The sequence below is a fragment of the Nonomuraea sp. B10E15 genome (genome assembly GCF_039871615.1).
In the GTDB taxonomy this organism is placed as follows: domain Bacteria; phylum Actinomycetota; class Actinomycetes; order Streptosporangiales; family Streptosporangiaceae; genus Nonomuraea.
This window is the reverse complement of record NZ_JBDPMB010000013.1, coordinates 1-22,236: the sequence shown is the minus strand read 5'-3', so window position 1 is coordinate 22,236 and position 22,236 is coordinate 1. Positions and strand designations below refer to the sequence as shown.

At 72.3% G+C, this 22,236-nt stretch carries 18 protein-coding genes, 1 pseudogene and 1 riboswitch; of the genes and pseudogenes, 13 read left to right on the top strand and 6 right to left on the bottom strand.

The genetic code is table 11. From position 1 onward, the window contains the following. Window positions 1-5: 5 nt before the first annotated feature. Window positions 6-572, top strand: coding sequence for a TetR family transcriptional regulator (locus tag ABGB14_RS30550; protein ID WP_347647285.1), 567 nt, complete (start codon window positions 6-8; stop codon window positions 570-572). A gap of 6 nt (window positions 573-578) precedes the next feature. Here the strand turns inward: ABGB14_RS30550 and ABGB14_RS30545 are convergent, their stop codons facing one another. Together ABGB14_RS30545 and ABGB14_RS30540 are read right to left on the bottom strand one after the other, a co-directional pair. Further along, window positions 579-878 carry a hypothetical protein gene (locus ABGB14_RS30545; protein WP_347647284.1) on the bottom strand — a complete coding sequence of 100 codons (300 nt, stop codon included), beginning with the start codon at window positions 876-878 and terminating at the stop codon, window positions 579-581. Window positions 879-913: 35 nt separating this feature from the next. Then, window positions 914-2,161, bottom strand: a complete 1,248-nt coding sequence (locus ABGB14_RS30540; protein WP_347647283.1) for a right-handed parallel beta-helix repeat-containing protein — start codon at window positions 2,159-2,161, stop codon at window positions 914-916. 304 nt (window positions 2,162-2,465) lie between these two features. Between ABGB14_RS30540 and ABGB14_RS30535 the strand changes: the two genes are divergently transcribed. The 5 genes from ABGB14_RS30535 to ABGB14_RS30515 all read left to right on the top strand — a co-directional run bounded on the left by ABGB14_RS30535 (window position 2,466) and on the right by ABGB14_RS30515 (window position 9,960). Further along, window positions 2,466-3,971 carry a glycoside hydrolase family 13 protein gene (locus tag ABGB14_RS30535; RefSeq protein WP_347647282.1) on the top strand — a complete coding sequence of 502 codons (1,506 nt, stop codon included), beginning with the start codon at window positions 2,466-2,468 and terminating at the stop codon, window positions 3,969-3,971. Window positions 3,972-4,024: 53 nt separating this feature from the next. After that, window positions 4,025-5,368: a HAMP domain-containing sensor histidine kinase gene (locus tag ABGB14_RS30530; RefSeq protein WP_347647281.1), complete on the top strand. Its 1,344-nt coding sequence runs from the start codon at window positions 4,025-4,027 to the stop codon at window positions 5,366-5,368. Between the two features lie 303 nt (window positions 5,369-5,671). Further along, the gene (locus tag ABGB14_RS30525; protein WP_347647280.1) at window positions 5,672-7,708 is read left to right on the top strand and encodes an N-acetylneuraminate synthase family protein; all 2,037 of its coding nucleotides are present in this window, start codon (window positions 5,672-5,674) and stop codon (window positions 7,706-7,708) included. A 12-nt stretch (window positions 7,709-7,720) separates the two neighbouring features. Continuing rightward, on the top strand, window positions 7,721-8,719 hold the full coding sequence (locus tag ABGB14_RS30520; protein ID WP_347647279.1) for a glycosyltransferase family 2 protein: 999 nt from the start codon (window positions 7,721-7,723) through the stop codon (window positions 8,717-8,719). Then, window positions 8,716-9,960, top strand: coding sequence for a polysialyltransferase family glycosyltransferase (locus tag ABGB14_RS30515; RefSeq protein ID WP_347647278.1), 1,245 nt, complete (start codon window positions 8,716-8,718; stop codon window positions 9,958-9,960). Before ABGB14_RS30520 ends, ABGB14_RS30515 begins: the two co-directional genes overlap by 4 nt. A gap of 20 nt (window positions 9,961-9,980) precedes the next feature. On the opposite strand, the gene ABGB14_RS30510 is transcribed toward ABGB14_RS30515, so the two are convergent. Beyond that, window positions 9,981-11,171, bottom strand: a complete 1,191-nt coding sequence (locus ABGB14_RS30510) for a DUF6716 putative glycosyltransferase (RefSeq protein WP_347647277.1) — start codon at window positions 11,169-11,171, stop codon at window positions 9,981-9,983. Continuing rightward, window positions 11,168-12,124, bottom strand: coding sequence for a hypothetical protein (locus ABGB14_RS30505; protein WP_347647276.1), 957 nt, complete (start codon window positions 12,122-12,124; stop codon window positions 11,168-11,170). Before ABGB14_RS30505 ends, ABGB14_RS30510 begins: the two co-directional genes overlap by 4 nt. 97 nt (window positions 12,125-12,221) lie before the next feature. On the opposite strand from ABGB14_RS30505, the gene ABGB14_RS30500 reads away from it, so the two are divergent. The 3 genes from ABGB14_RS30500 (at window position 12,222) to ABGB14_RS30490 (ending at window position 14,969) form a co-directional block, all read left to right on the top strand. Next, entirely contained in the window at window positions 12,222-13,043 is an 822-nt protein-coding gene (locus ABGB14_RS30500) for an aldo/keto reductase (RefSeq protein ID WP_347647275.1), read from the top strand. Window positions 13,044-13,062: 19 nt separating this feature from the next. Continuing rightward, window positions 13,063-14,016: a Gfo/Idh/MocA family oxidoreductase gene (locus ABGB14_RS30495; RefSeq protein WP_347647273.1), complete on the top strand. Its 954-nt coding sequence runs from the start codon at window positions 13,063-13,065 to the stop codon at window positions 14,014-14,016. A 117-nt stretch (window positions 14,017-14,133) separates the two neighbouring features. After that, a riboswitch (cyclic di-AMP (ydaO/yuaA leader) is annotated at window positions 14,134-14,270 on the top strand. Between the two features lie 12 nt (window positions 14,271-14,282). Next, the gene (locus ABGB14_RS30490) at window positions 14,283-14,969 is read left to right on the top strand and encodes a CHAP domain-containing protein (RefSeq protein WP_347647272.1); all 687 of its coding nucleotides are present in this window, start codon (window positions 14,283-14,285) and stop codon (window positions 14,967-14,969) included. Window positions 14,970-15,056: 87 nt separating this feature from the next. On the opposite strand, the gene ABGB14_RS30485 is transcribed toward ABGB14_RS30490, so the two are convergent. Both ABGB14_RS30485 and ABGB14_RS30480 read right to left on the bottom strand, forming a co-directional pair. Then, window positions 15,057-16,904 (bottom strand): ABC transporter ATP-binding protein, encoded by a 1,848-nt coding sequence (locus ABGB14_RS30485; RefSeq protein ID WP_347647271.1) that lies wholly within the window; start codon window positions 16,902-16,904, stop codon window positions 15,057-15,059. Next, window positions 16,901-18,622, bottom strand: a complete 1,722-nt coding sequence (locus ABGB14_RS30480) for an ABC transporter ATP-binding protein (protein ID WP_347647270.1) — start codon at window positions 18,620-18,622, stop codon at window positions 16,901-16,903. Before ABGB14_RS30480 ends, ABGB14_RS30485 begins: the two co-directional genes overlap by 4 nt. A gap of 101 nt (window positions 18,623-18,723) precedes the next feature. Between ABGB14_RS30480 and ABGB14_RS30475 the strand changes: the two genes are divergently transcribed. From ABGB14_RS30475 to ABGB14_RS30460, 4 genes and pseudogenes are all read left to right on the top strand, one after another. Then, entirely contained in the window at window positions 18,724-19,356 is a 633-nt protein-coding gene (locus ABGB14_RS30475) for a TetR/AcrR family transcriptional regulator (RefSeq protein ID WP_347647269.1), read from the top strand. 121 nt (window positions 19,357-19,477) lie between these two features. Further along, entirely contained in the window at window positions 19,478-20,152 is a 675-nt protein-coding gene (locus ABGB14_RS30470; protein ID WP_347647268.1) for a YoaK family protein, read from the top strand. A gap of 307 nt (window positions 20,153-20,459) precedes the next feature. Continuing rightward, on the top strand, window positions 20,460-21,653 hold the full coding sequence (locus ABGB14_RS30465) for a cytochrome P450 (RefSeq protein ID WP_347647267.1): 1,194 nt from the start codon (window positions 20,460-20,462) through the stop codon (window positions 21,651-21,653). A 357-nt stretch (window positions 21,654-22,010) separates the two neighbouring features. Further along, a pseudogene (locus ABGB14_RS30460) lies at window positions 22,011-22,236 on the top strand (cytochrome P450); the annotation flags it as partial.

Genomic DNA, 22,236 nt, shown 5'->3' with positions numbered 1-22,236 from the left:
GGCGTATGGCTGTGAGCGCGCGCAGAGGAACGCCCCTGACACTGGAAGAGATCAGCTCGACGGCGCTCCGCCTCATAGACGAGGGCGGCGTGGAGGGGTTGTCCATGCGCAAGCTGGCGGCCGAGCTCGATGTCAACCCGATGTCGCTCTACCACCACGTGGCGAGCAAGGACGCGCTGATCCGGCTGATCTGCGCCACGATCCAGCAGCGCGTGCACCTCCCGCCGGACGACGGCACCTCCTGGCAGGGCCAGCTCAGGACGCTGGCCCTGGCCTACTACCGGCACGCGCGCAGCCACCCGGCCATGTGGACCCATCTGCACGCCCACCCGGAGATCATCGAGGACAGGACGCTGGTGATCTGGACGACCCTCTACCGCATCCTGCGGCAGGCCGGGGTGCCGGACCCCGAGCTGCGCAGGACGAGTGACGTGCTGCACGCGTTCGTCACAGGGCTGATCACGGCCGAGATCCAGGGCCACGTGCCGGACGACCCCGACGAGACGGCCCGCACCCTCGACACGGCCGTCCACCTGATGATCAACGGCCTGGCGAGCTATTCCGCCCGGTAGGCGGGCTCAGCCGGCGGCGGCCCAGACGGCCTCGAACGCCGCCTCGGTGATCTCGGTGAGCTCCCAGATCTCCAGCGGCTGGTCGGTCAGGAAGCCGTCGTCGTCCTGCAGCCGCCGCCACCAGTAGCGGCGGGCCGCCCGGTCGGCGCCCACCTCCACCTGCCTGATCGCCCAGTGCTCGCCGTCGCCCTCGACGCTCTCGAACAACCAGGCCCGACCGTCCTCGTCGCCCATGTGCCAGTAGTGGCGTGGAGCGCCGGACTCGGCGAGCTGCCTCACCAGAGGCCCGCGAACATCGTGCAGCACGTCGCTCACTCTAGACCCGGCGCCGGGGGCGCGGGTCAGCGCTGGTACGCCCCCGCGTCGGGCGAACCGGTCAGCGCCTTGCCCTTCATGTCCTTGGTGAAGGCCTTGCCGCCGTACCACGACGGGGGCAGGACGATGCCGCGGCCGAGCGCCGGGGAGCCGGCGCGAGGGCGCAGGTCGGTGCGGGAGGTGAACTTCGGATCGGCCATGACCGACTTCGGGCCCAGCTTGAACCTGGCCTTGCGGCCCTTGTACACGCTGCCGCCCTCGTCGGCGCCCTTGCCGTCCTCGAATCCGGTCTCGCCGCCGACGACGATCACGTTGTTGCGCAGCTTCAGGATGGACGGCGCGCAGCCGTCGTGGCAGGACCAGCCGACGGTGTCGCGGGCCGGCAGGTAGACCGAATTGTGCACGGCGACCGTGCCCTTGACCGGCCCGACGATGTGGCGGGGACCGCGGGTGATGAGGAAGGAGCCGCGCTTGCGGGAGGAGGTCACGACGTTGAAGGCGAACACGTTGCCGGTGGCGGTCTTGCCCTTCTTGGCCCCGAGCTCGGTGAACGTCTCGTTGTTGCTGGCGGTGTTGTGGGTGACGCGGTTGCGGTCGCCGCCGAAGACCTCGACGGCGGCGCCGTCGGTGCCGTAGTCCTCGCTCCTGGCGAAGCTGCCGGTGATGGTGTTGCGGGTCACCACGTTGTCGTCGCCGTTGAGCAGCACGCCGAAGGCGCCGGAGTCGTTGTCGCCGCCCTTGTCGTTGACGCTCATCCGGTTGTTGTCGGTGAAGACGCTGTCGCGGATGGTGTTGCGGGCGCCGGAGGGCGTGACGAAGGCGCCGGCGATGTTCTTGTCGGCCTGCACACCGATCAGCTCGTTGTCGTCGCCGTCGAGCCGGAAGCCGGCCCAGCGGCAGGCGGAGGCCCGCAGGCCGCTGATGCGCCAGTGATGGCCCTCGACCACGACGCAGTCGCCGCCGGAGCCGCTGATCCTGGGCCTGGCCCCGGAACCGTACGTCGTGATGGTGATCGGCTGGGCCTTCGTGCCGCTGGCGGTGAGGGTGATGGGGGCGGTGAAGCCGCTGCCGCGCCTGACGCTGACGGTGTCGCCGGGCTTGAGGTCGGAGATCGCCTGGTCGAGGGACTTCCACGCGGTGCTCGCGCTGGTGCCGGCGGCCGCGTCGTCGCCCGACCGGGAGTCGACGTAATACGTCGTTCCGGCGTGGGCCTGAGCCGCTGCCGGCGCGGCCGGCAGGAGCGAGACGATGACGGCTACGGGCAACACCCTCATGCGAGCACACCACTATCTAGTTGAAATGCTGACCACGGCAGAGGGCAACCGTAGCGTGATCAAGGGGCGGGATGCCACATGCGCGCTGACATCCGCAGCCTCCTTGGAGGTTCCGCCGGGACCGCAAGAACTTGCGCAATGCGCGACGGGATCCCCACACCTTCTGACCTCGCGACCGGCCGTTCCAGCGCGGGACGGTGATCTCTGCAACTTTCCGCAAGTTGCACTTGACCGCCGGAGAACGATCGCGGCATCCTTCACCAGACCATCCCGACATCTCGGGACATCCGGGGGAAGGACAGACATGCTCGGCAATGACGACTGGTGGCGCGACGCCGTCGTGTACCAGGTGTATCCCCGCAGCTTCGCCGACTCCGACGGCGACGGCGTCGGCGACCTCGAAGGCGTGCGCGGCCGGCTGCCCTACCTCGCGCGCCTGGGCGTGGACGCCATCTGGCTGAGCCCCTTCTACACCTCGCCGATGGCCGACGGCGGCTACGACGTGGCCGACTACCGGGACGTGGACCCCATGTTCGGCTCGCTCGGCGACTTCGACGCGCTCGTCGCCGGCGCGCACGAGGCCGGCATCCGGGTCATCGTGGACCTCGTGCCGAACCACTCCTCCGACCGGCACCCGTGGTTCCAGGCCGGGCTGCGCGACCGCTACATCTTCCGCGACCGGCCCAACGACTGGGAGTCGATCTTCGGCGGCCCCGCCTGGACCCAGGTCGAGGACGGGCAGTGGTACCTCCACCTCTTCGCGCCCGAGCAGCCCGACCTCAACTGGGAGAACCCGGAGGTGCGCGCCGAGTTCACGGGCATCCTGCGGTTCTGGCTCGACCGCGGCGTGGACGGCTTCCGCATCGACGTGGCGCACGGCATGGTCAAGGCCCCCGGACTGCCCGACGTGGGAGCGAAGGACGGGCGCCAGGCCGAGATGCTGGGCGGGGAGCAGGTGCCGTACTTCGACCAGGACGGCGTGCACGACATCTACCGCGAGTGGCGGCCGATCCTCGACTCCTACCCGGGCGGCAGGATGGCGGTGGCCGAGGCGTGGGTGTCCTCGCCGGAGCGGCTGGCCCGCTACATCGGCCCGGACGAGCTGCACCAGGCGTTCAACTTCGACTTCATGCTGGCCGACTTCCACGCCAAGTCGTTCCGTACGGTCATCGAGAAGTCGCTGAAGGAGGCGGAACTGGTCGGGGCGCCCACCACGTGGGTGCTGTCCAACCACGACAAGCCGCGCCACGTCACCCGCCACGGCGGCCTGGCCCGCGCCCGGGCGGCCACGCTGCTCATGCTGGCCCTGCCGGGCTCGGCCTACCTCTACAACGGCGAGGAGCTCGGCCTGCCCGAGGTGCTCGACCTGCCGGACGAGCTGCGCCAGGACCCGGCGTTCCTGCGCCGCGGCGACAGCCGCGACGGCTGCCGGGTGCCGATCCCGTGGACCGGCACCGGGGGCATGGGCTGGACGGACCCGTGGTTGCCGATCCCCGCCTCGTGGGCGGCGCTGTCGGCGCAGGCCCAGGAGGACGACCCCGGCTCCACGCTGAACCTCTACCGGGCCGCCCTGCGGATCCGCAAGGAGCACCCGGCGCTCGGCGGCGGGACGCTCGCGTGGCTCGACTCCCCCGAGGACGTGCTGGCCATCGAGCGCGACCCCGGCCTGGTCGTGGTGGTCAACACGGGCGAGGAGCCGGTGCGTCCCGACGTGACGGGCGAGGTGCTGCTGTCCAGCGGGCCGCTGCCGCGCGACGGCTCCGTCCCGCCGGACACCACGGTCTGGATCCAGCGCTCCACGGTTGGGTGAATCTTTGTCTTAACCCGACATATAGCGGCAATCACGCTCGGTAACCTCAGGGGATGGCACCCTGGTGGGCCAGGTCCCTGCGCGGACGCGTGACCCTCATCGCGACGGCCGTTGCCGCCCTCGTGTTCATCCCCCTCGCCATCGTCGGCATCGTGGTGGCCAGGTCCGTCATCGAGGCGAGCGTCTTCCAGTCGACGAGGGACACCGCCGAGCGCATCGCCGCCGAGATGCGCGGCGGCGCGCTCCCCGCGGGCGCCGCCATCCCGGTGGTCGACCCGTCGGTCGACCTGATCCAGGTCGTCGGCCCCAACGGGCAGGTCCTCGCCACGAGCGACGCGGCCAGGAACCTGCCGCCGCTCAGCGACGTGCGCCCCACGCAGGAGACCCAGGACATCAGCACCACGAACTGCCTGCCGAGCGAGTGCGTGCACCTGTCGGCGGTACGGGTGACCATCTTCGCCGACTCCCCCGTCGTGTACGCCGGCCGCAGGAGTCCCGACGTGCTCGACACCCGCGTTCTCGACGTGATCGTCCTCGTCCAGGTCGCGGTGCTGATCGCGCTGGCCTCGTGGACCACGTGGCTGGTCACGGGGAAGGCGCTGCGGCCGGTGGCGATCATGCGAGCCGAGCTGGACGCCGTCCGCGCCGGCGACCTGAGCCACCGGGTCTCGCAGCCGCCGGGCGACGACGAGCTGGCCCAGCTGGCCTGGTCCGTCAACAACACGCTGGCCCGGCTGGAGCGCTCCGCCGAGCAGCAGCGCCGGTTCGCCTCCGACGCCTCGCACGAGCTGCGCACCCCCATCGCCGGGCTGCGCGCCCAGCTCGAGAGCGCCCAGCTCTACCCGGAGGACACCGACGTCGAGTCGCTGGTGAGCGGCAGCCTGCGCGACACCGACCGCCTTGAGGCCATCATCACCGACCTGCTGCTCCTGGCCAGGATCGGATCCCAGGTGGACGCCGCCAAGGAGGACGTCGACCTGGCCGTGCTGGTGCGCCAGGAGCTGGCCACCCGCTCCGACAAGGTGCCCGTCCAGGTGGAGCTGGCGGAGGGGGTGGTGGTCGAAGGGGTACGCGTCCAGCTCGGCAGGGTGCTGACCAACCTGCTGGACAACGCGCAGCGGCACGCCGAGTCCCGGGTCCTGGTCACGGTCTCCCGCGCGGACGGCATGGCGGTGCTGGCCGTCGAGAACGACGGGATGGAGATAGCCGTGCAGGACCGCGAGCGCATCTTCGAACGCTTCACCCGCCTGGACGCGGCGCGCAGCCGTGACGCGGGCGGCACCGGGCTGGGCCTGGCCATCGCGCGGGACGTGGCGATGGCGCACGGCGGCCGGATCGCCGTCGAGGAGCGCGCGGGCGGGGCGAGGTTCGTCCTGCGGCTTCCGCTCGCGCAGTGACGGCGCGCCCCGGCCAGGACCGCCCGGTGCGGGCGGCCCGGTGCGGGCGGACCTGGGCTCCTGCGGCTCGGCCGCGCACGAGGCGGCCAACCGGCTGCACACGGTCATCACGCTGGTGGAGTGGGGCCGTACCGAGGAGGCGGTGGCGCTGGGGACTGTGGAACTGCGGGCCGCGGTACGGGGGTGTGGGCAGGCCAGAGTTGCTCCACCGGATCCCCATGGAAAGTTAATGACGGTGACGCTGGCCGTTCAACCCGGCCTTCTAGCTTCTGGGTGCAATCCGACGTACCGAGGAGACCCACCGTGCGAGTCCTGGCCGTCATTCCCGCCCGCGGAGGTTCGGCGGGCGTTCCCTTGAAGAACCTCGCCCTGGTCGGGGGCGTGCCCCTGGTCACCCGCGCCGTGCGGGCGTGCCTGCGCGCCGAGCTCGTGGACGAGGTCGTGGTCAGCACCGACCACGCGGGCATCTCCGAGACCGCCAGGCAGGCGGGGGCGACCGTGGTCGACCGGCCCGAGGAGCTGAGCGGCTCGACCGCCTCCAGCGAGTCGGCGGTGCTGCACGCGCTCGACGCCCTCGGCGCCGACCCCGAGGTCGTGGTGCTCGTCCAGTGCACGAGCGCGTTCATCGACCCCGCCGACCTGTCGGCGGCGGTGCGCAAGGTGCTGGACGGCCAGGCCGACTCGGTCGTGTCGGGGCTGCCGACGCACGAGTTCCTCTGGACGGCCACCGGCGGGGGCGTCAACCACGACCCCGCCGTCAGGCCGCGCCGCCAGGACCGCGAACCCCAGTTCCGCGAGAACGGCGCCTTCTACGTCATGCGCACCTCCGGCCTGCGCGAGCGCGGGCACCGCTTCTTCGGCGAGGTCGCCGTGCAGCCGGTGCCGCCGCAGCACGCCGTCGAGATCGACGACCCCGAGGACCTGGAGCTGGTCCGTGCGCTGGCCCCGTTCCTCGACGAGCCGGAGCCGATCGACGTCGACGCGGTCATCACCGACTTCGACGGCGTGCACACCGACGACCGCGCCTACGTCGACTCGGAGGGCCGGGAGATGGTGCTGGTCAGCCGCTCCGACGGGATGGGCGTGTCGCTGCTGAGGCGCTCGGGTGTGAAGGTGCTGGTGATGTCGACCGAGCGCAACCCGGTGGTGGCGGCCCGCGCCCGCAAGCTGGGCGTGCCCGTGCTGCAGGGGCTCGCCGACAAGCGCACCGTGCTGCGCGACTGGCTGAACATCGAGGGTCTCGACCCGGCCAGGGTCGCCTACGTCGGCAACGACGTCAACGACCTCGGCCCGATGGCCGAGGTCGGCTGGCCCGTCGCGACGCCCGACGCGCACCCGCGCGTGCGCGCCGCCGCCCGCGTGGTGCTGACCAGGCCCGGCGGGTCGGGCGCGGTGCGCGAGCTGTGCGACCGGGTCGTGGCCGCCCGCCCCGCGGCACCCGTCGCCGAGGCGAGAACCGAGCGCAGGCTCGGCCCGGTGGCGATCGGTGACGTGCCGGTCGGCGACGGCGAGCCCGTCTACGTGATCGGCGAGATCGGCATCAACCACAACGGCGACCTCGACCTCGCCCGCCGCCTCATCGACGTGGCCGCCGACGCGGGCTGCCAGGCGGTCAAGTTCCAGAAGCGCACCCCGGCGATCTGCGTGCCCGAGGAGCAGAAGGGCCAGATCCGGCAGACGCCGTGGGGCGAGATGACGTACCTGGAGTACAAGGAGCGGACCGAGTTCGGCCACGACGAGTACCGCCAGATCGCGAAATACTGCGACGAGCGAGGGCTGCACTGGTTCGCCTCCCCATGGGACGTGCCGTCGGCGGAGTTCCTGGAGGAGATGGACGTCCTGGCGCACAAGGTGGCCTCGGCGAGCGTCGCCGACCACGAGCTGCTGCGTGTCCTGGCCGCCACCGGCAAGCCGGTCATCCTGTCGACCGGCATGTCGACGCTGCCGGAGATCGACCGGGCCGTCGAGATCCTCGGCACCGAGAAGCTGATCATGATGCACGCGACGTCCACGTACCCGCTGCCTCCCGAGGAGGCGAACCTGCGCACGATCACCACGCTCAAGGAGCGCTACGGCGTGCCCGTCGGCTACTCCGGGCACGAGCGCGGGCTGCAGATCTCGCTGGCCGCCGTGACGCTCGGCGCGGTCTGCGTCGAGCGGCACATCACGCTCGACAGGACCATGTGGGGCTCCGACCACGCCGCCTCCCTGGAGCCGGCGGGCCTTGAGCACCTCGTACGCGACATCCGCATCATCGAGCAGGCCATGGGCGACGGCGTCAAGCGCGTCTTCCCCGGCGAGCAGGCCCCCAAGGCCCGCCTGCGCCGGGTGACCGTCTGACCGGTCCCCTCAGTGATCACTCTCTCCGTCATCGTGCCGGTGCGGGACGGCGAGCGTTTCATCGCCGACGCGCTCGCCTCGCTCCGCCGCAACGCCCGGCACGACTTCGAGTTCATCGTCGTGGACGACGGGTCCGAGGACGCCACGGGCGACATCGTGGAGGACTTCCTCCTCGATCTGCCCGGGCTGAGCCTGGTGCGCAACCGCGCTCCCCTCGGGCTGGCCGACGCGCGCAACACGGGGCTGTCGGCCGCGTCGGGCCGGTACGTCACGTATCTGGACGGCGACGACTGGCTGGCCCCCGGCTACCTGGCGCGGCTCGTCGAGGTGGTCGACGGGCTCGGGTGCGACTTCGTCCGCACCGACCACGTCCAGGTCGAGGGCCGCAAGCGGGTCGTGCACCGGGCCCCGCTGGCCACCCCGAGGGGCGCGGTGCTCGACGCGCGCGGCGCCATCATGCCCGCTGGGGTCCGGACCATGGTGGATTACCCGTACGCGTGGGCCGGGATCTACCGGCGCTCCCTGGGCGACCTGCTGCACTTCCCCGGCTCGCTGCACACCGCCGAGGACCGTCCGTGGATCTGGCGGCTGCACAGGGAGGCGGCCACGTTCGCGGTGGTGTCGCTGGCCGGCGTGTTCTACCGGCGCATGGTCTCCGGGTCGCTGACGCAGGTGGGCGACGAGCGCCAGCTGCACTTCTTCGACGCGTTCGAGCTGGTCTTCAAGGACGTGGAGCCGGAGTTCCTGCCCAAGGCGGTGCGGAACTTCTGCGCGCTGCTGGCCCACCACCTGGACATCGGCGACCGGTTCACGCCCGAGTTGCGCGCCCGCTTCGAGGAGCGCGGCGCGGGGATGGTGGGCGGGCTGCCCCCGGAACTGGTGGCGGAATCGGTGGCGGGGATGGCCCGCGACCGCGAGGCGCTGCTGCGCGCGCTGGTGCCCGGCCTGCCCCCCAGCCCGCCCTTCAGCCGGCACAGCCGGGTCCGCCATGACCGGGAGGAGCCCCCGTGAAGGTCTTCTACGCCTCGACGTTGTTCGGGGCGATGTCGCTGGCCGCCGCCGTCGACGACGGCCGGTTCGGAACCGGCCGGCGTGTGCTCGTGGTGTCGAACAACGCGGCCGTGCCCGAGGTGGCGACGCCGCTCGACGGGGCGCCCGGCTTCGCGCCGCTGCGCGGCCGCTTCGACGAGGTCGTCTCGTGGAACGAGCTCATCGCCCCCTTGCATCCGTCCGACTGGCGGGCGCGGGTCGTCGAGGTGCCCATGATGGAGCGTCTGATCCGCTCCCGCTGGGGGCTGGACGGAGTCGAGGAGCTGGTGGTGGAGTCGATCGCGGTGCCGCCCGCCCGCACGATCGCGGGGCTGGTGCGCGACTGCCCGATCACCGTCTACTCCGACGGGCTGATGAGCTACGGCCCGACCCGCGACCCGCTGCCCGCCGAGATCTTCCGCCGCGTGGGGCGGCTGCTCCACCTGGACCTCGTGCCGGGGCTGACGCCGCTGCTGCTCAGCGAGTACGGCGTCGCGCCCGAGCTCCTGCCAGGCGAGCGCTTCCTGTCGGTGCTGGACGAGGTGGCCGCCGCCGCGCCCGGGCCGCCCGCCGGACAGGCGATGATCCTCGGCCAGTACCTGTCGGCGCTGGAGATCGTCACGCCGGAGGAGGAGGCCGCGCTGCACGAGACGATGCTGGCGGCGCTGGCCGCCCGCGGCTGCACCCACGTCGTGTTCAAACCGCACCCTGCCGCCGGGCGCCGGCACGCCAGGCTCCTGCGTGCCGCGGCCGGGCCTCTGGGGGTGGAGCTGTCGGTGGCCGCCGAGAGCGTGCCCGCCGAGGTGTGCTTCGCGGCGCTGCGGCCCGAGCTGGTCGTGGGCTGCTTCTCGACCGGGCTGGTGACAGCGCGGCGCTATTTCGGGCTGCGGGTCGCGTCGTACGGCACCGGCATGGTGCTGGAGCGGCTGACGCCGTACGAGAACAGCAACAGGGTCCCGGTCACGATCGTGGACGCGCTGCTGCCCCGGCTGTCGGCGGAGGGCGTGATCGAAGAGCCGCCCGCCGTGGACCTGCCCGGCCTCGTGCGTGCCGTGGGCTACTGCATGCAGGCAGGCACCTATCCGGAGCTGCGGCCGGACGCCATCACGTTCGACGCCCGCTACTTCAAGCGCAGGCGGCTCGAGGCGCTGGACCTGGTGGCCCCTCCCGCCAGGTCCGGCGCGCTGACCAGGCTGCGCAGGAAGCTCAGATCAACGATCTGAGCCCGGCTAGGACAGCGCTGCTAGGACAGGGCCTTCAGATAGCGGCGCATGCGGCGCTTGGCGCGGTAGCCCGCTCGCAACATCGTGGGATGGACCTCCACCCGCAGCCGGGCCCTGCGCCGGGCGGCGGCGTGCTCGGGCCCGTCCAGCAGCGACCGGGCGGGCGTGCCCGGCCGGTCGCTCACCAGCCCGGCCAGCAGCCCCGCCCAGGCGTCGCGCTCCGGCGGGTGGAAGTAGTTGGCCGCGCACCACTCGGCCGAGGCGGTGCGGAAGTCTCCCTTGGCCAGGTCGTCCAGCGTGCCCAGCAGGCCGCTGCCCTCGAACACCAGGTTGATCATCTCGGCGCTGACGCCGAAGTCGCTCAGCACCAGCGAGGGCACGCCCAGCGCGATCGCCTCCAGCGCCGCCGTCGAGCTCACCGTGACGAACCCGGCCGCCCGCGTGAGGTGGTCGTGCATCGGCCCGGCGGCGAAGGCGAGCCGCCCGGGCTCGCCCATCTCCCGCCACAACCGCTGGTAGTGGTGGCGCTCGTTGTGCGTCTGCCGCTCGTCCTCCAGGGCGCGCAGCTTGACCACCACGTCGAGCTCCGGCCGCCGCCCGGCGAGCTCGGCGAGCGCCAGCAGGACGCGCTCGCGCTCCTCGCGCGGGCGCGGCACCTTGGCCTGGGTGGCGAACACGATCCGGTTCCCGCCCTCGGCCACGGCATCGGGACGCAGGAAGGGCAGCCTGGCCAGGCCGAGCGCCCCTCCCCCGCCGAGCCGGCCGGCGATGTCGCGGAACTCGGCCACCTCCCGCTCGCTGTGCACCACGAACAGGTCGCAGCCGCTGCGGAACACCCACGCCTTCTCCGTGGCCGGCACCGAGATGCCCGGCAGCCCGCCGACGAACACGGGCCTCGGTCTCAGCCCCGCGAACACCTCGGAGACCAGCACGTCCACGACCGGGCCCGTGCAGGCGACGAGGATCACGTCGGGCTGCGTGCGCTCGGCCAGCCTGCGCACCGACCGCGCCGACAGCACCGGCGGCGCGTCTCCCCGGCCCGCCCGGCCCTCTGTCGAGCCGCTCACCGCCGCGGCGATCTGCTCGGGCGAGGGCGCGATCGGCGTGCGCACCACCGCCAGCTCCGTCACGCTCCCGGTGGGCAGGTCGCCGAGCAGGCAGGCCGCCCACTTCAGGTACGAGTCGGAGTCGGCAACCGCCAGCACTCTCACCCAGACACTCCAGTCAAATGCGAGCGCAGGGCAGGTTCCGCCCTGCTGGTCCACCAGTCATCGGGAACGTTCACGGGCTCGATGGCGACACCGCGCGGGCTGAGCAGCACCCGCAGCGAGGTGATCGCCGTCGAGGGGAGGCTGAGGACGCGCTGGCCCGCGTCCAGCCCGCGCAACGCCAGCTCGGCGGGCACGCCCGCGTCGTGCACGGTGATGCCGGGACGCTCCCGGATCAGGGCCACGTCCACCGGGTCCTCGCGGCGGTGCGGGTAGTAGGCGAGCGGTTCCCGCGCCGCCAGCTCGCTCAGCCAGCGCAGGTAGTGGTCGCGGTGCACGAGGCCGTTCCTGACGAGCGAGGTGCCGAGCACGATCGTGCGCTCGTCCGGCCCTTCCGCGCTGGGCGGCTGGGCGCGCAACCAGGCGAAGTCGTGGCGTACGAGGTCGACACCGGCACGGCGGACGGCGGCGGCGAGCTCGCCGCTCACGGGCAGCGCGGTGAAGACGGAGACCTCGCTCATGCGCAGCCGCAGCGCGGCGGCCAGGCCGAGCGCCGAGCGCGGCACGGTGGATCTGGCGCGGGCCCGCAGCAGCGGCCGCGAAGGCCCGGCGGCCAGCAGCTCCAGCAGCCGGAGCGTGGCCAGGCCGTCGTCGACGATGACGATGCGTCCCGAGGTGATGCCGGTGCCGGAGGTGAGCCAGCGCAGCTGGACCTTGCCGGAGAAGGCGTCGCCGACGGCGTGCAGTCGTCTCGGCATGTTCTCGCGCGGCTCGGCCAGTTCGAGCCCGTCGGGCAGCCCGAGAGCACGCAGCTCCCGTCGGGTCGCCGTCAGCGGGCGCAGCCCCGCCCGCGGCACGACGGCCGTGGCGGTCCCGAGGAGCCCGGCGTGGTGGGCCTCGACGGCGCACAGCATCTGGAGCGGTGACTCCACCCAGGCCGACGCCTGTTCGACCACTCCAGTCCTCCCAGCCGGGTGATGGCGCGTTCACGACCGCTTCAAGCTAGCCCGGCCGCCTTAAGCGGCCAGAAACGGTGCGTGAACAATGGAGACCATGAACTCGCTCATGCTCAACACGGACGGCGTGCAGATCCCGCAACTCGGCTTCGGCGTCTGGCAGGTGCCTGCCGGCGAGGCCGAGCAGGTGGTGACGACGGCGCTGGAGGCCGGCTACCGGCACATCGACACCGCCGCCGCCTACGAGAACGAGGAGGGCGTGGGGCGTGCCGTGCGCGCGTCCGGCCTGCGCCGCGAGAAGGTGTTCGTCACCACCAAGCTGCGCAACGCCGACCACGCCCGCACGGAGCAGGCCTTCGACGAGAGCCTGGCCCGGCTGGGGCTCGACTACGTCGATCTCTATCTCATCCACTGGCCGGTGCCGAAGCAGGACAAGTACGTACAGGCGTGGAAGGCGATCGAGAAGATCTACCGTGACGGGCGGGCCAGGGCCATCGGCGTGTCCAATTTCACCGTCGGCACGCTCACCCGGCTCATGAACGAGACCGACATCACACCCTCCATCAACCAGATCGAGCTCCACCCGTACTTCCAGCAGCGGGAGATGCGGGCCTTCCACGAGGCCAACGGCATCCTCACCGAGGCGTGGAGCCCGCTCGGCCAGGGCAAGGGGCTGCTCGAGGATCCGGCGCTCGCGGTGCTGGCGGACAAGCACGGCAAGACTCCCGCGCAGATCGTGCTCCGCTGGCACCTGCAGCTCGGCAACGTCGTCATTCCCAAGTCCGTGACGCCGTCGCGGATCGCCGAGAACGTCGACGTGTTCGACTTCATCCTCGATCCGGAGAGCATGGCCGCCGTCGGCGCGCTGAACAGGGGCCTTCGCATCGGAGGCGATCCTGACACGTTCAATTTGATCTGATGCGTCTAGCATCTTCCGCGTGCGGGACTTCACGTGGGGCATCGCGGCGACGGGCGTCATAGCGCGGACTGTGGGAGCGGCGATCGTGGCCGAGCCCGGGATGCGGGTGGGCGCCGTCGGCTCCAGGAATCTGCGGCGGGCGCAGGCCCTGGCGTCCGCGCTGGGCGCGGAGTCGGCGTACGGCTCCTATGAGCGGTTGTGCGCGGACCCTGCGGTGGACGCGATCTACGTGGCGACGCCGCATACCGAGCACCTGCGGGTCGCGCAGGCCGCCATCGCCGCGGGCAAGGCCGTGTTGTGCGAGAAGCCGCTGGCCGCGACCGTGGACGACGCGGAGAAGATGGTACGCCTGGCGCGCGAGGCGGGCGTGTTCCTGATGGAAGCCATGTGGATGCGGTTCAACCCGCTGATCCGCCTCATCGCCGCCGACGAGCGGTTCGGCGACATCCGGTCGGTGCAGGCCAGTTTCGGCTTCGCCATGCCGTACGATCCGGCGCACCGGCTGTGGGCCCCGGAGCTGGGCGGGGGCTCGCTGCTCGACCTGGGGGTCTACCCGTTCGGCCTGGCCCAGCTGCTTCTGGGCATGCCCACCGGCCTGCGCATGACGGGCTCCCTGGCGCCGAGCGGGGTTGACGCGGAGGCGGGCGGGGTGTTGCTCTATCCCGGCGGCAGGCGGGCTTTCGTGGAAACCTCCTTGCTGGGGAATTACCCGAACCAGGCCTGTGTTGTAGGTACGCGGATGCGGGCGGACATCCACGCGCCGTTCTGGGCGCCGGAGCGGATCGTCCTCACCGGGCCTTCCATGGAGCCGGAAGAGCATGTGCTCGATCCGGCCGACAACGGATACGCCGGTGAGCTCCGCGAGGTCCGCGCCGCCACGGCCGAGGGCAGGACCGAATCCCCGATCATGCCCCTTGACGAATCCCTTGCCATGTCAGGGCTTCTGGCCGACGCTCGCCGGCAACTCGCCTAGCTGGGCCTTTATGCAGTTGTAATCCTCTTGCCTCATGTATTACCTTGTGGGGCATCTTACGGCATACGTCCGGTTTGTCCGGCTATGTCTGACCATCGCACGATAGATCACAGGATCGTCCTGTGACCGCTGAATCCGCATCACGCGGAACCGGGGACCCAAGTCCTTTGGGGTGAATCGGCACTCCGGTGCCGTAGGGCAGCTTCCACGCCCGAACCCGTCAGCTAACCCGGTAAGCGGCATGGAAGCAAGGAGTTACCCCCTCGATGGCCACGTTCCGTCTTACCGCAATCCCCAAGCGAACCATCACCTGCGCCGCGCTCGGCGCCAGCGTCCTCGCCTCGGCCCTCGGCGTCAACGTCGCCGCGGCCAACGCCGACACCCCGCCCGCGGACAAGCCGGCCGCCGTCTCCCCGGTGACCGACTCCAAGAAGCGCGCGGCCAAGGAGACCACGGTCAACGTGACCGCCTCCCAGGTCCTGGACTTCGCCAAGTCCCAGGTCGGCACCTCCGAGAACGCCGCCGGCGGCGGCACCCCGTACCAGAAGTGGTACGCCGACTCGCAGCGCGCCGCCGAGACCATCGCCCGCGACGGCGGCAACCGGGCCGCGTACCTGAACGCCGCCTGGTGCTCGATGTTCGTCTCCTGGGTCGGCGAGCAGACCGGCGCCCGCCCGCAGATCGGCTGGGACGCCTACACCGTCACCCACGCCAAGTGGTTCGCCGCCAACGACCGCTTCGGCACCAAGGCCAAGCCCGGCGCCGTGGTGTTCTTCTCCTGGGACGGCGGCAAGAAGATCACCGACATCCAGCACGTCGGCTTCGTCGTGAAGGACAACGGCGACGGCACCATCTCCACGATCGAAGGCAACACCGGCAACGGCAAGGTCGAGGAGCGGACCCGTCCGAAGTCCCAGGTCGTCGGCTACGGCTACCCCGAGTACGCCGCCTGACCCCGATCACCGCGAGCGAGCGCGCATCCCGTGCGGAACGCGCGCTCGCTCGCGTTTCCGCCGCCGGCCACCCGGGCGGCCGGCGGCCTAACCGTCCGCCGCCGCCCGCTGGATGGCGTGCAACTCGGCGTAGCGGCCCTGGCGGGCCATGAGCTCGCCGTGAGCGCCCTGCTCGGCGATCCGCCCGCCGTCCAGCACCACGATCAGGTCGGCCATGCGCACCGTCGGGAAGCGGTGGGTGATGAGCAGGGTGATGGCGGCGCGGTGGCGGCGGGCGGCCTGCGCGTACCGGGCGAAGACGGCGCTCTCGGCGGGAGCGTCCAGGGAGGCGGTCGGCTCGTCCAGCACGAGCAGCAGCGGCTCCTCCCGCATCGACGCGCGCGCCAGGGCCAGGCTCTGCCACTGCCCGCCGGACAGCGTCACGCCGCCCTCGAAGCTGTCGCCCAGCTCGGTGTCCAGGCCCCTGGGCAGATCGGACACCGCGTCCGCGGCGCCGGCCCGCGCCAGCGCCTGCTCCACGGCGGGGCGGTCGTCCATACGGGGCAGGTCGCCGATGCCGACGGTCTCGGCGGCGGTGAGCTCGAACGGCACCCAGTCCTGGAACACGGCGCTGATCCTGCGCCGCCAGCGCACGGCCGGCACGTCCCGCAGCGGGACGTCGTCCAGCAGGATCTCGCCGCCGGAGGGCTGGTAGAGGCCGCACAGCAGCTTGGCCATGGTGGTCTTGCCCGAGCCGTGCGACCCGACCAGCGCGACGGTCGCGCCGGCGGGCAGGCTCAGGTCGATCCCGCGCAGCACCGGCCGGGTGGTGCCGGGGTAGGTGAACGTCACGTTCCGCAGCGTGATGCCCCGCGCGAAGCTCTCAGGCGGCTCGGCCCCGCGGGCGACGCGTTCGCGGCCGTGGTCACTCGTGGGCGCCCTCGTCCCGGCGCGGAGTGCGTCGTCGCCGGACTCCGCCAAGGCCGGGTCGTGGGTGCGGGCGTAGGCGCGGAGCCAGGCGAGCCGCGCGGCGGCGCGCAGGCCCGCGGCCACCGACCCGAGGTGGAAGGCCAGCCGGGAGGCCTGGGTGACGAACTGCACCCCGACCGTGGCCACCAGGACCACGTCGCCCGCCGTGGCCCGTCCCTGGGCGGCCAGCCAGGCCGCGCAGCCGAGCGCCGACACGTACCCGGCCAGGAACGTGCCCGACCCCGCGAACGTGAGCAGCGCGGCCCGGACCCCGGCCCGCGACAACCCCGCCGACACCTCCTCCCACCGGTGCGCGGCCATCGCCTCCAGGGCGGGCGCGGCGCGGCTGATCCGGATCTCCTTGGCCGTCCTCGGCGTGGTGACGGACTCGGACAGGTGCCGCTCCAGCCGGGCCGTCTCGGCGGTGCGCCCGGTGGCCGCGTCGACGTGGCGGGCCGCGCGGCCGCGTACCAGCAGCGACGGCAGCACGGCGCCGCCCAGCAGCAGCGTCACCAGCGGATGCACGGCGGCCATCAGCACGACGCCGAGCCCGATCTGCACGGCGTGCTCGGCGACCAGCGCGAGCGCCCACACCGCGAAGTACAGCTGGCGGCTCTCGTCGCGCAACATCGCCAGCTTGTCCAGGTACGCGGGCCGCTCCAGGTGCTCGATGGTGGGCACGCCCGAGGTGAGGGTGAGGATCTCCTCCTGCACGGACAGGCCCATGCGTTCGGCCAGCTCCTCCATCAGCGCCAGCTCCGCGCGGCCGAGGGCCACACCGGTGGCCAGCGCGGCCCCGGCGGCCAGGCCCCACAGGGACGCCTGCGCGCCGTGGCCGGCGGTGGCGGCGTCGGTGAGCGCCCGCAGGAAGACGCCGACCAGGCCCTGGCTGACGGCGCCCAGGGCGAGGAAGGCGGCCAGGGCGAGGAAGGCCCGCCGGTCGGTGCGCCAGGCCAGGGTCAGCAGCGTACGGAGGGTCGCGGTCACCGGCCCGCCTGCGCGATCAGGGCGGTCTGGAGGCGGTGCCAGCGCGCGTAACGGCCGCCCAGAGCCAGCAGTTCGGCATGACCGCCCTGCTCGGCCACGGCGCCGCCGTCGAGGACGACGATCCGGTCCGCCCGCCGTACGGTGGCGAACCGGTGCGAGATGAGCACCAGGGTGCGCCCGCGCGTGCGGTCCAGCAGCCGCTCGAACACCTCCTGCTCGGCCCGCGCGTCCAGATGGGCGGTGGGCTCGTCGACGATCAGGATCCGCCGGCCCGCGTCGAGCGCGTACACGGCCCGGGCCAGCGCCACCTTCTGCCACTGCCCTCCGGACAGGTCACGGCCCCCGGTGAACGACCGCGACAGCGGCGTGTCCAGCCCGCCGGGAAGCACCTCCAGCAGGTCGAGCGCGTCGACCGCGGCCAGCGCGGCGAGCACGTCGGCGTCCGTCCCCGCGTACGCGGGCGCGCCCAGGCGGACGTTGTCGCGCAGCGGCAGCGGGTGGCGGGCGAAGTCCTGGAAGACCACGGCGGCGTCCCCGGCGGCGCTGACGGTGCCGCTCTGGGGGGTGTAGAGGCCGGTGAGCAGCTTGACCAGGGTGGTCTTGCCCGCGCCGTTCAGCCCGACCACGGCCAGCCGCTCCCCCGGCCGCACCCGCAGGTCGAGCTCCTTGAGCACCGGTTCCGCGCGGCCGGGGTAGGCGAACGTCACCCTGACCAGCCCGGGCCCCTCGCCGTCGCGGTCGGCAGGCCCGGCGATCGCCGGCGTGGCGCTGAGAGGGGGGTGGAGCAGGCGCAGGGTCGCCTCGTACGGCTTGCTCCCGTGGGCGATCTCGAACATCTGGTGGCCGCCCGCACCGTACGCGAAGACCAGCAGGGCCGCCAGCACGCTCTGCGCCAGGGCGGCGGCCCCCAGCGCGCCCGCGGCGGTCAGCCAGGCCAGCGTCCCGAACGTCGCGGCGGCCCCGGCCAGTTGCAGCCCCAGCACGGCCGCGTACCCGCGCACGACGGCGCGGCGCCCGCGCGCCTGCGGGGTCAGGAACTCGCGCATGGCCGCCACGTAGCGGCCGATGAGGAAACCGTCCACGCCGAAGACGCGGATCTCCTTGGCTGCGCCGGGACCGCCGGTGAGCTCGGCCAGGTAGCCGGCCCGGCGCAGACGCATGACCTGCTCGGGGCTGTCGGCCAGCGACTCCGCACCGCCGGGGCCGACCAGCATCGCGGTGATGCGCCGGTTCTGCGCGATCGACAGGGCCAGCGCGACCGGGGCCATCCACCACACGTGCACGGCCAGCACCACGGCGCCGAACAGGGCCGACGTCGCCCTGCTCGCCTCGCCGGCCAGCGCCACCGCCGCCGTGCCCGCCGTCCGCCCGCGGTGTCCGGTCAGCGCCAGCCGCACGTCGGCCTGCACCCGCGGGTGCTCCAGGCGCGCCAGCGGCATGGCCGTCGCGGCGGCGCGCACCCTGGCGCGCAGCACGCCGTCGACGTGCCGGGCGACGGCGGCTCCGGCCGGTTCGCGCAGCGCCGTGCAGAGTTCCTGCCCCAGCAGCACGAGCAGCAGCGCGATCACCTGCGCCGCGCCGCCGTGGTCGATCAGCAGGCCGAGCGGGATCGTGCTGAGCGGTCCGAGCACCGCCGCGCCCGCGCTGAGCACTCCCAGGGCGAGCAGGCGGCGGGAGCCGGCCAGCGGCAGCAGTCGGGCGAGCCGGACCGCCCTCACACCAATCCAATGTGATCGCATTGATCTGCCATGCGCACGACCGTAACCCGGCTACACTGAACCGGTCAAACCGATGTGATCACATCGATAAGAGGGATGGCATGGCACACCGGCGCACCCGTGGACCAGGAGCTCAGCACGAGGAGCGGCGCAGGCAGATCGCCGACGCCGTCCTCGCGATCGTCGCCGACCGCGGCCTCGCCGCCGTGTCGCTGAGCGAGGTGGCGGCCCAGGCCGGCATCTCGCCCGGCCGCGTCCAGCACTACTTCCCCGCCAAGCGCCAGCTCGTCGAGGCCGCCTTCGAGCGCGGCAACGAGCAGAGCAGCGCCCGCATCAGGCGGCGGGTCGGCCAGGACCTCGACGCGGCCGAGCCGCGCGTCGTGCTCGTCACCGTGCTCACCGAGCTCATCCCCCACGACCCCGCGACCGAGGCCCACATGCGCGTGCGGCAGTCCTTCCACGCGCTCGCGTTCGCCGAGGAGGGCATCGCGGCCCGGCTGCGGGTGCTGTACGACGGCTTCCACCGCCAGATGGCCGACCTCATCCGCGCCGACCAGAGGGCCGGGCGCATCGCCGCCGCCGTGGACGCCGGCCGGTCCGCGCCCGCCCTGGTGGCGCTGGCCGAAGGGCTGGCCGCGTACGTGCTCATCGACGTCGTCCCCGCGGGCGCGGCCCGCGAGCGTGTCCTGGCGGCCGTCGACGATCTCTATCGCACGACGCCGTCACGCTCCTGAGCGTGTCGGGTTTGCGGGAGCCGCGCGGTTACGGAGAGTATCCAACTGTGACGGAGTCGAGAGGTCCCGCCCCGGCGACGAGCACGAGAGAGACCCCCGGCCGGCCGGCCGGGGCGAGCGGGTGAGCAGAGGGCTGCGGTGGTTCGCCGACCGGCTCTTCCCTCCTGGCGCGAACCCGCACGACACCGTGCCCGCCCTGCTGGTCCTGCTGACCGTCGTGACCGGGATCGTGGACGCCGTCAGCTTTCTCGGCCTGCACGGCGTCTTCGCCGCCAACATGACGGGCAACATCGTCTTCGTGGGCTTCGCCCTGGCCGGGGAGGAGCGGCTGTCCCTGTGGGGGCCGCCGGTGGCCCTGCTGTCCTTCACGGCGGGCGCCTGGGCCACGGGACGAGCGACCGGGCGGGTGACGGACCAGAGCCGGGCGTTCGTCCTGCTCACCGCCGTGCACGCGCTGCTCGTGGCGGTCGCCCTGGTGACGGCCCAGCTGGCCGGATTCCGCGAGCCGCCGGCGCAGGCGGCGCTCATCGCGCTGCTCGCCGGCGGCATGGGCATACAGAGCGCGTCCGTACGCGAGCTGGCGGTGCCCGACATGAACACGAACGTTCTGACCACCACCCTCACCGCGCTCTTCGCCGAAGGCCCGGGGCGGGCGGCCCGGCGCCGGGCCGCCGGTATCGCCGCGATGTTCCTGGGGGCGCTGGGCGGTGCCGCGCTGCACGTCGCCGCCGGGCCCGTGCCCGCGCTGGCCGCGGCCACCGTCCTGCTCGCCGTCGTCGCCTTCGCGGCCCGCTAGGCGAGCGTCAGCCGGCTCGAACAGCTCTGTTTCCCGGGTCCGAGGTGTCCCCCGGGAAAACCGCCCCTTCGTCACCTGGATATGAGCGACAACTTCTCTGGCCTTCCGCGCGGGTGGCACAGCCACGCTCCGCCCCGACCGCGGCCAAGGCCGACGACCGGGTCAACGCTCGCCTGGTCGGTGCGCACGCCGCGCGGATCCTGCCCCGGAAGCTGGACGGCGTGTTCGAGGGACCGAACGCCTGGCGGAGCGTTCCACCAACCGCGCAAAGACGCTGAGTGCCAATCACAGGACGGATAGACGGACGATGACGGAAGCGCTGGAATTGCCGCTGCACATGCGGCGGAACGGGCTTGACCCGGTCGAGGAACTGGCCCGGGTTCGCGACGGCGAGGGTGTGGTGCGGGTGGAGACGCCGTTCGGCCTGCCCGCGTACCTGGTCTGCCGCCACGAGGAGGTGCGCCGGGTGCTGGCGGATCCGGCCCGGTTCAGCAGCGCCCTGACGCCGTTCCCCGGATCGGGGCAGATGAACGCCGACGAGCTGGCCAAGATGCAGGCCGGGCAGCTGATGGGATTCGACCCGCCCGAGCACACGCGGTTGCGCCGGATGCTCACCCCGGAGTTCACGGTACGGCGGATGCGCCGGCTGGAGCCGCGGATCAGCGAGATCGTCGAGGCGGCTCTGGACGACCTGGAGCGGGCGGGCAAGCCGGCCGATCTGGTGGCGCACTTCGCGCTGCCGGTGCCCTCGCTGGTGATCTGCGAGCTGCTGGGCGTGCCGCATGCCGACCGCGACGAGTTCCAGGAGCGTTCCGCCCGCATGCTGGACACCTCCCTGCCGATGGAGCAGCGCGTCGCGGCGCAGCGGGAGGACCGCGCCTACATGGCCGGCCTGGTGGGCCGCGCGCAGGCCGACCCGGGCGAGGACCTGCTCGGCATGCTGGTACGCGAGCACGGCCACGATCTCAGCACCGACGAGCTGATCGGCATCGCGAGCCTGCTGCTGCTGGCCGGGCACGAGACGACCTCGAACATGCTCGGCCTGGGCACCCTGGCCCTGCTCCGGCACCCTGACCAGCTGACGATGATCCGCGAGGATCCGGCCCAGGTCGAGCCCGCCGTCGAGGAGCTGTTGCGCTGGCTGTCCGTCGTGCAGTCGCTGCTGCCACGCACGACCACGACGGAGGTGGAGATCGCCGGGCATGCCATCCCGGCGGGCTCGCTCGTGATCTGCTCGTTCCCCGCCGCCAACCGCGACCCCGCCTTCGCCGACGATCCCGAGACCCTCGACGTCACCCGGCAAGCCGCCGGCCACGTCGCGTTCGGCCATGGCGTGCACCACTGCCTCGGGGCGCCGCTGGCCCGGATGGAGATGCGCATCGCCTTCCCCGCGCTGCTTCGCCGCTTCCCCGGCCTCGCCCTGGCCGATCCGTACGAGCAGGTGGACTTCCGCGCCTTCAGCCTCGTGTACGGCGTGCACACGCTGCCGGTGACCTGGTGAACCCACGGGTCTTGAGGTTGACACCGCCCGCGACGATGAACGGATCGTGCGGGCATATGACGTGTGTCACCGGTCTCAGGTGTCACACAGTGGTGGGCTCCGGCGTCTTGTGCATAGAGCCGGAATCGCGGGTGAGCAGGCGAGGAGTCAGGTATGGACGAGCGCGGGGACGCAACGACGGGCGCGGCCGAGCCGATGGCTGGTGGCGGCCGGATGGGCTCGGCCACCGAGGCGTTCCTCGCCCACCGCAACCTGCTATCGCGTTGAACACGGCGACGGAACAGCCACCTGACCGGACATCGCGCCGGGCTTCATCCCCGAACACTTTCAGCCAGATCTTCAGCCAGGAGGTCCTTCGTGCCGAACAGCGTTACCGGCGAACCCACCGACCTGGCACTGCCGGTCGAGCGTGGTTGCCCGTTCGCCCCGCCCCCCGCCTACGAGCAACTGCGCGAGCAGGCGCCGATCAGCAAGGTCCGCCTGACCAGCGGCGGCGAGGCGTGGTGGGTGTCCCGGCACGATGAGGCCCGCGCCGTCCTCGCCGACCCCCGCTTCTCCTCCGACCGGCGCAATGACGGCTATC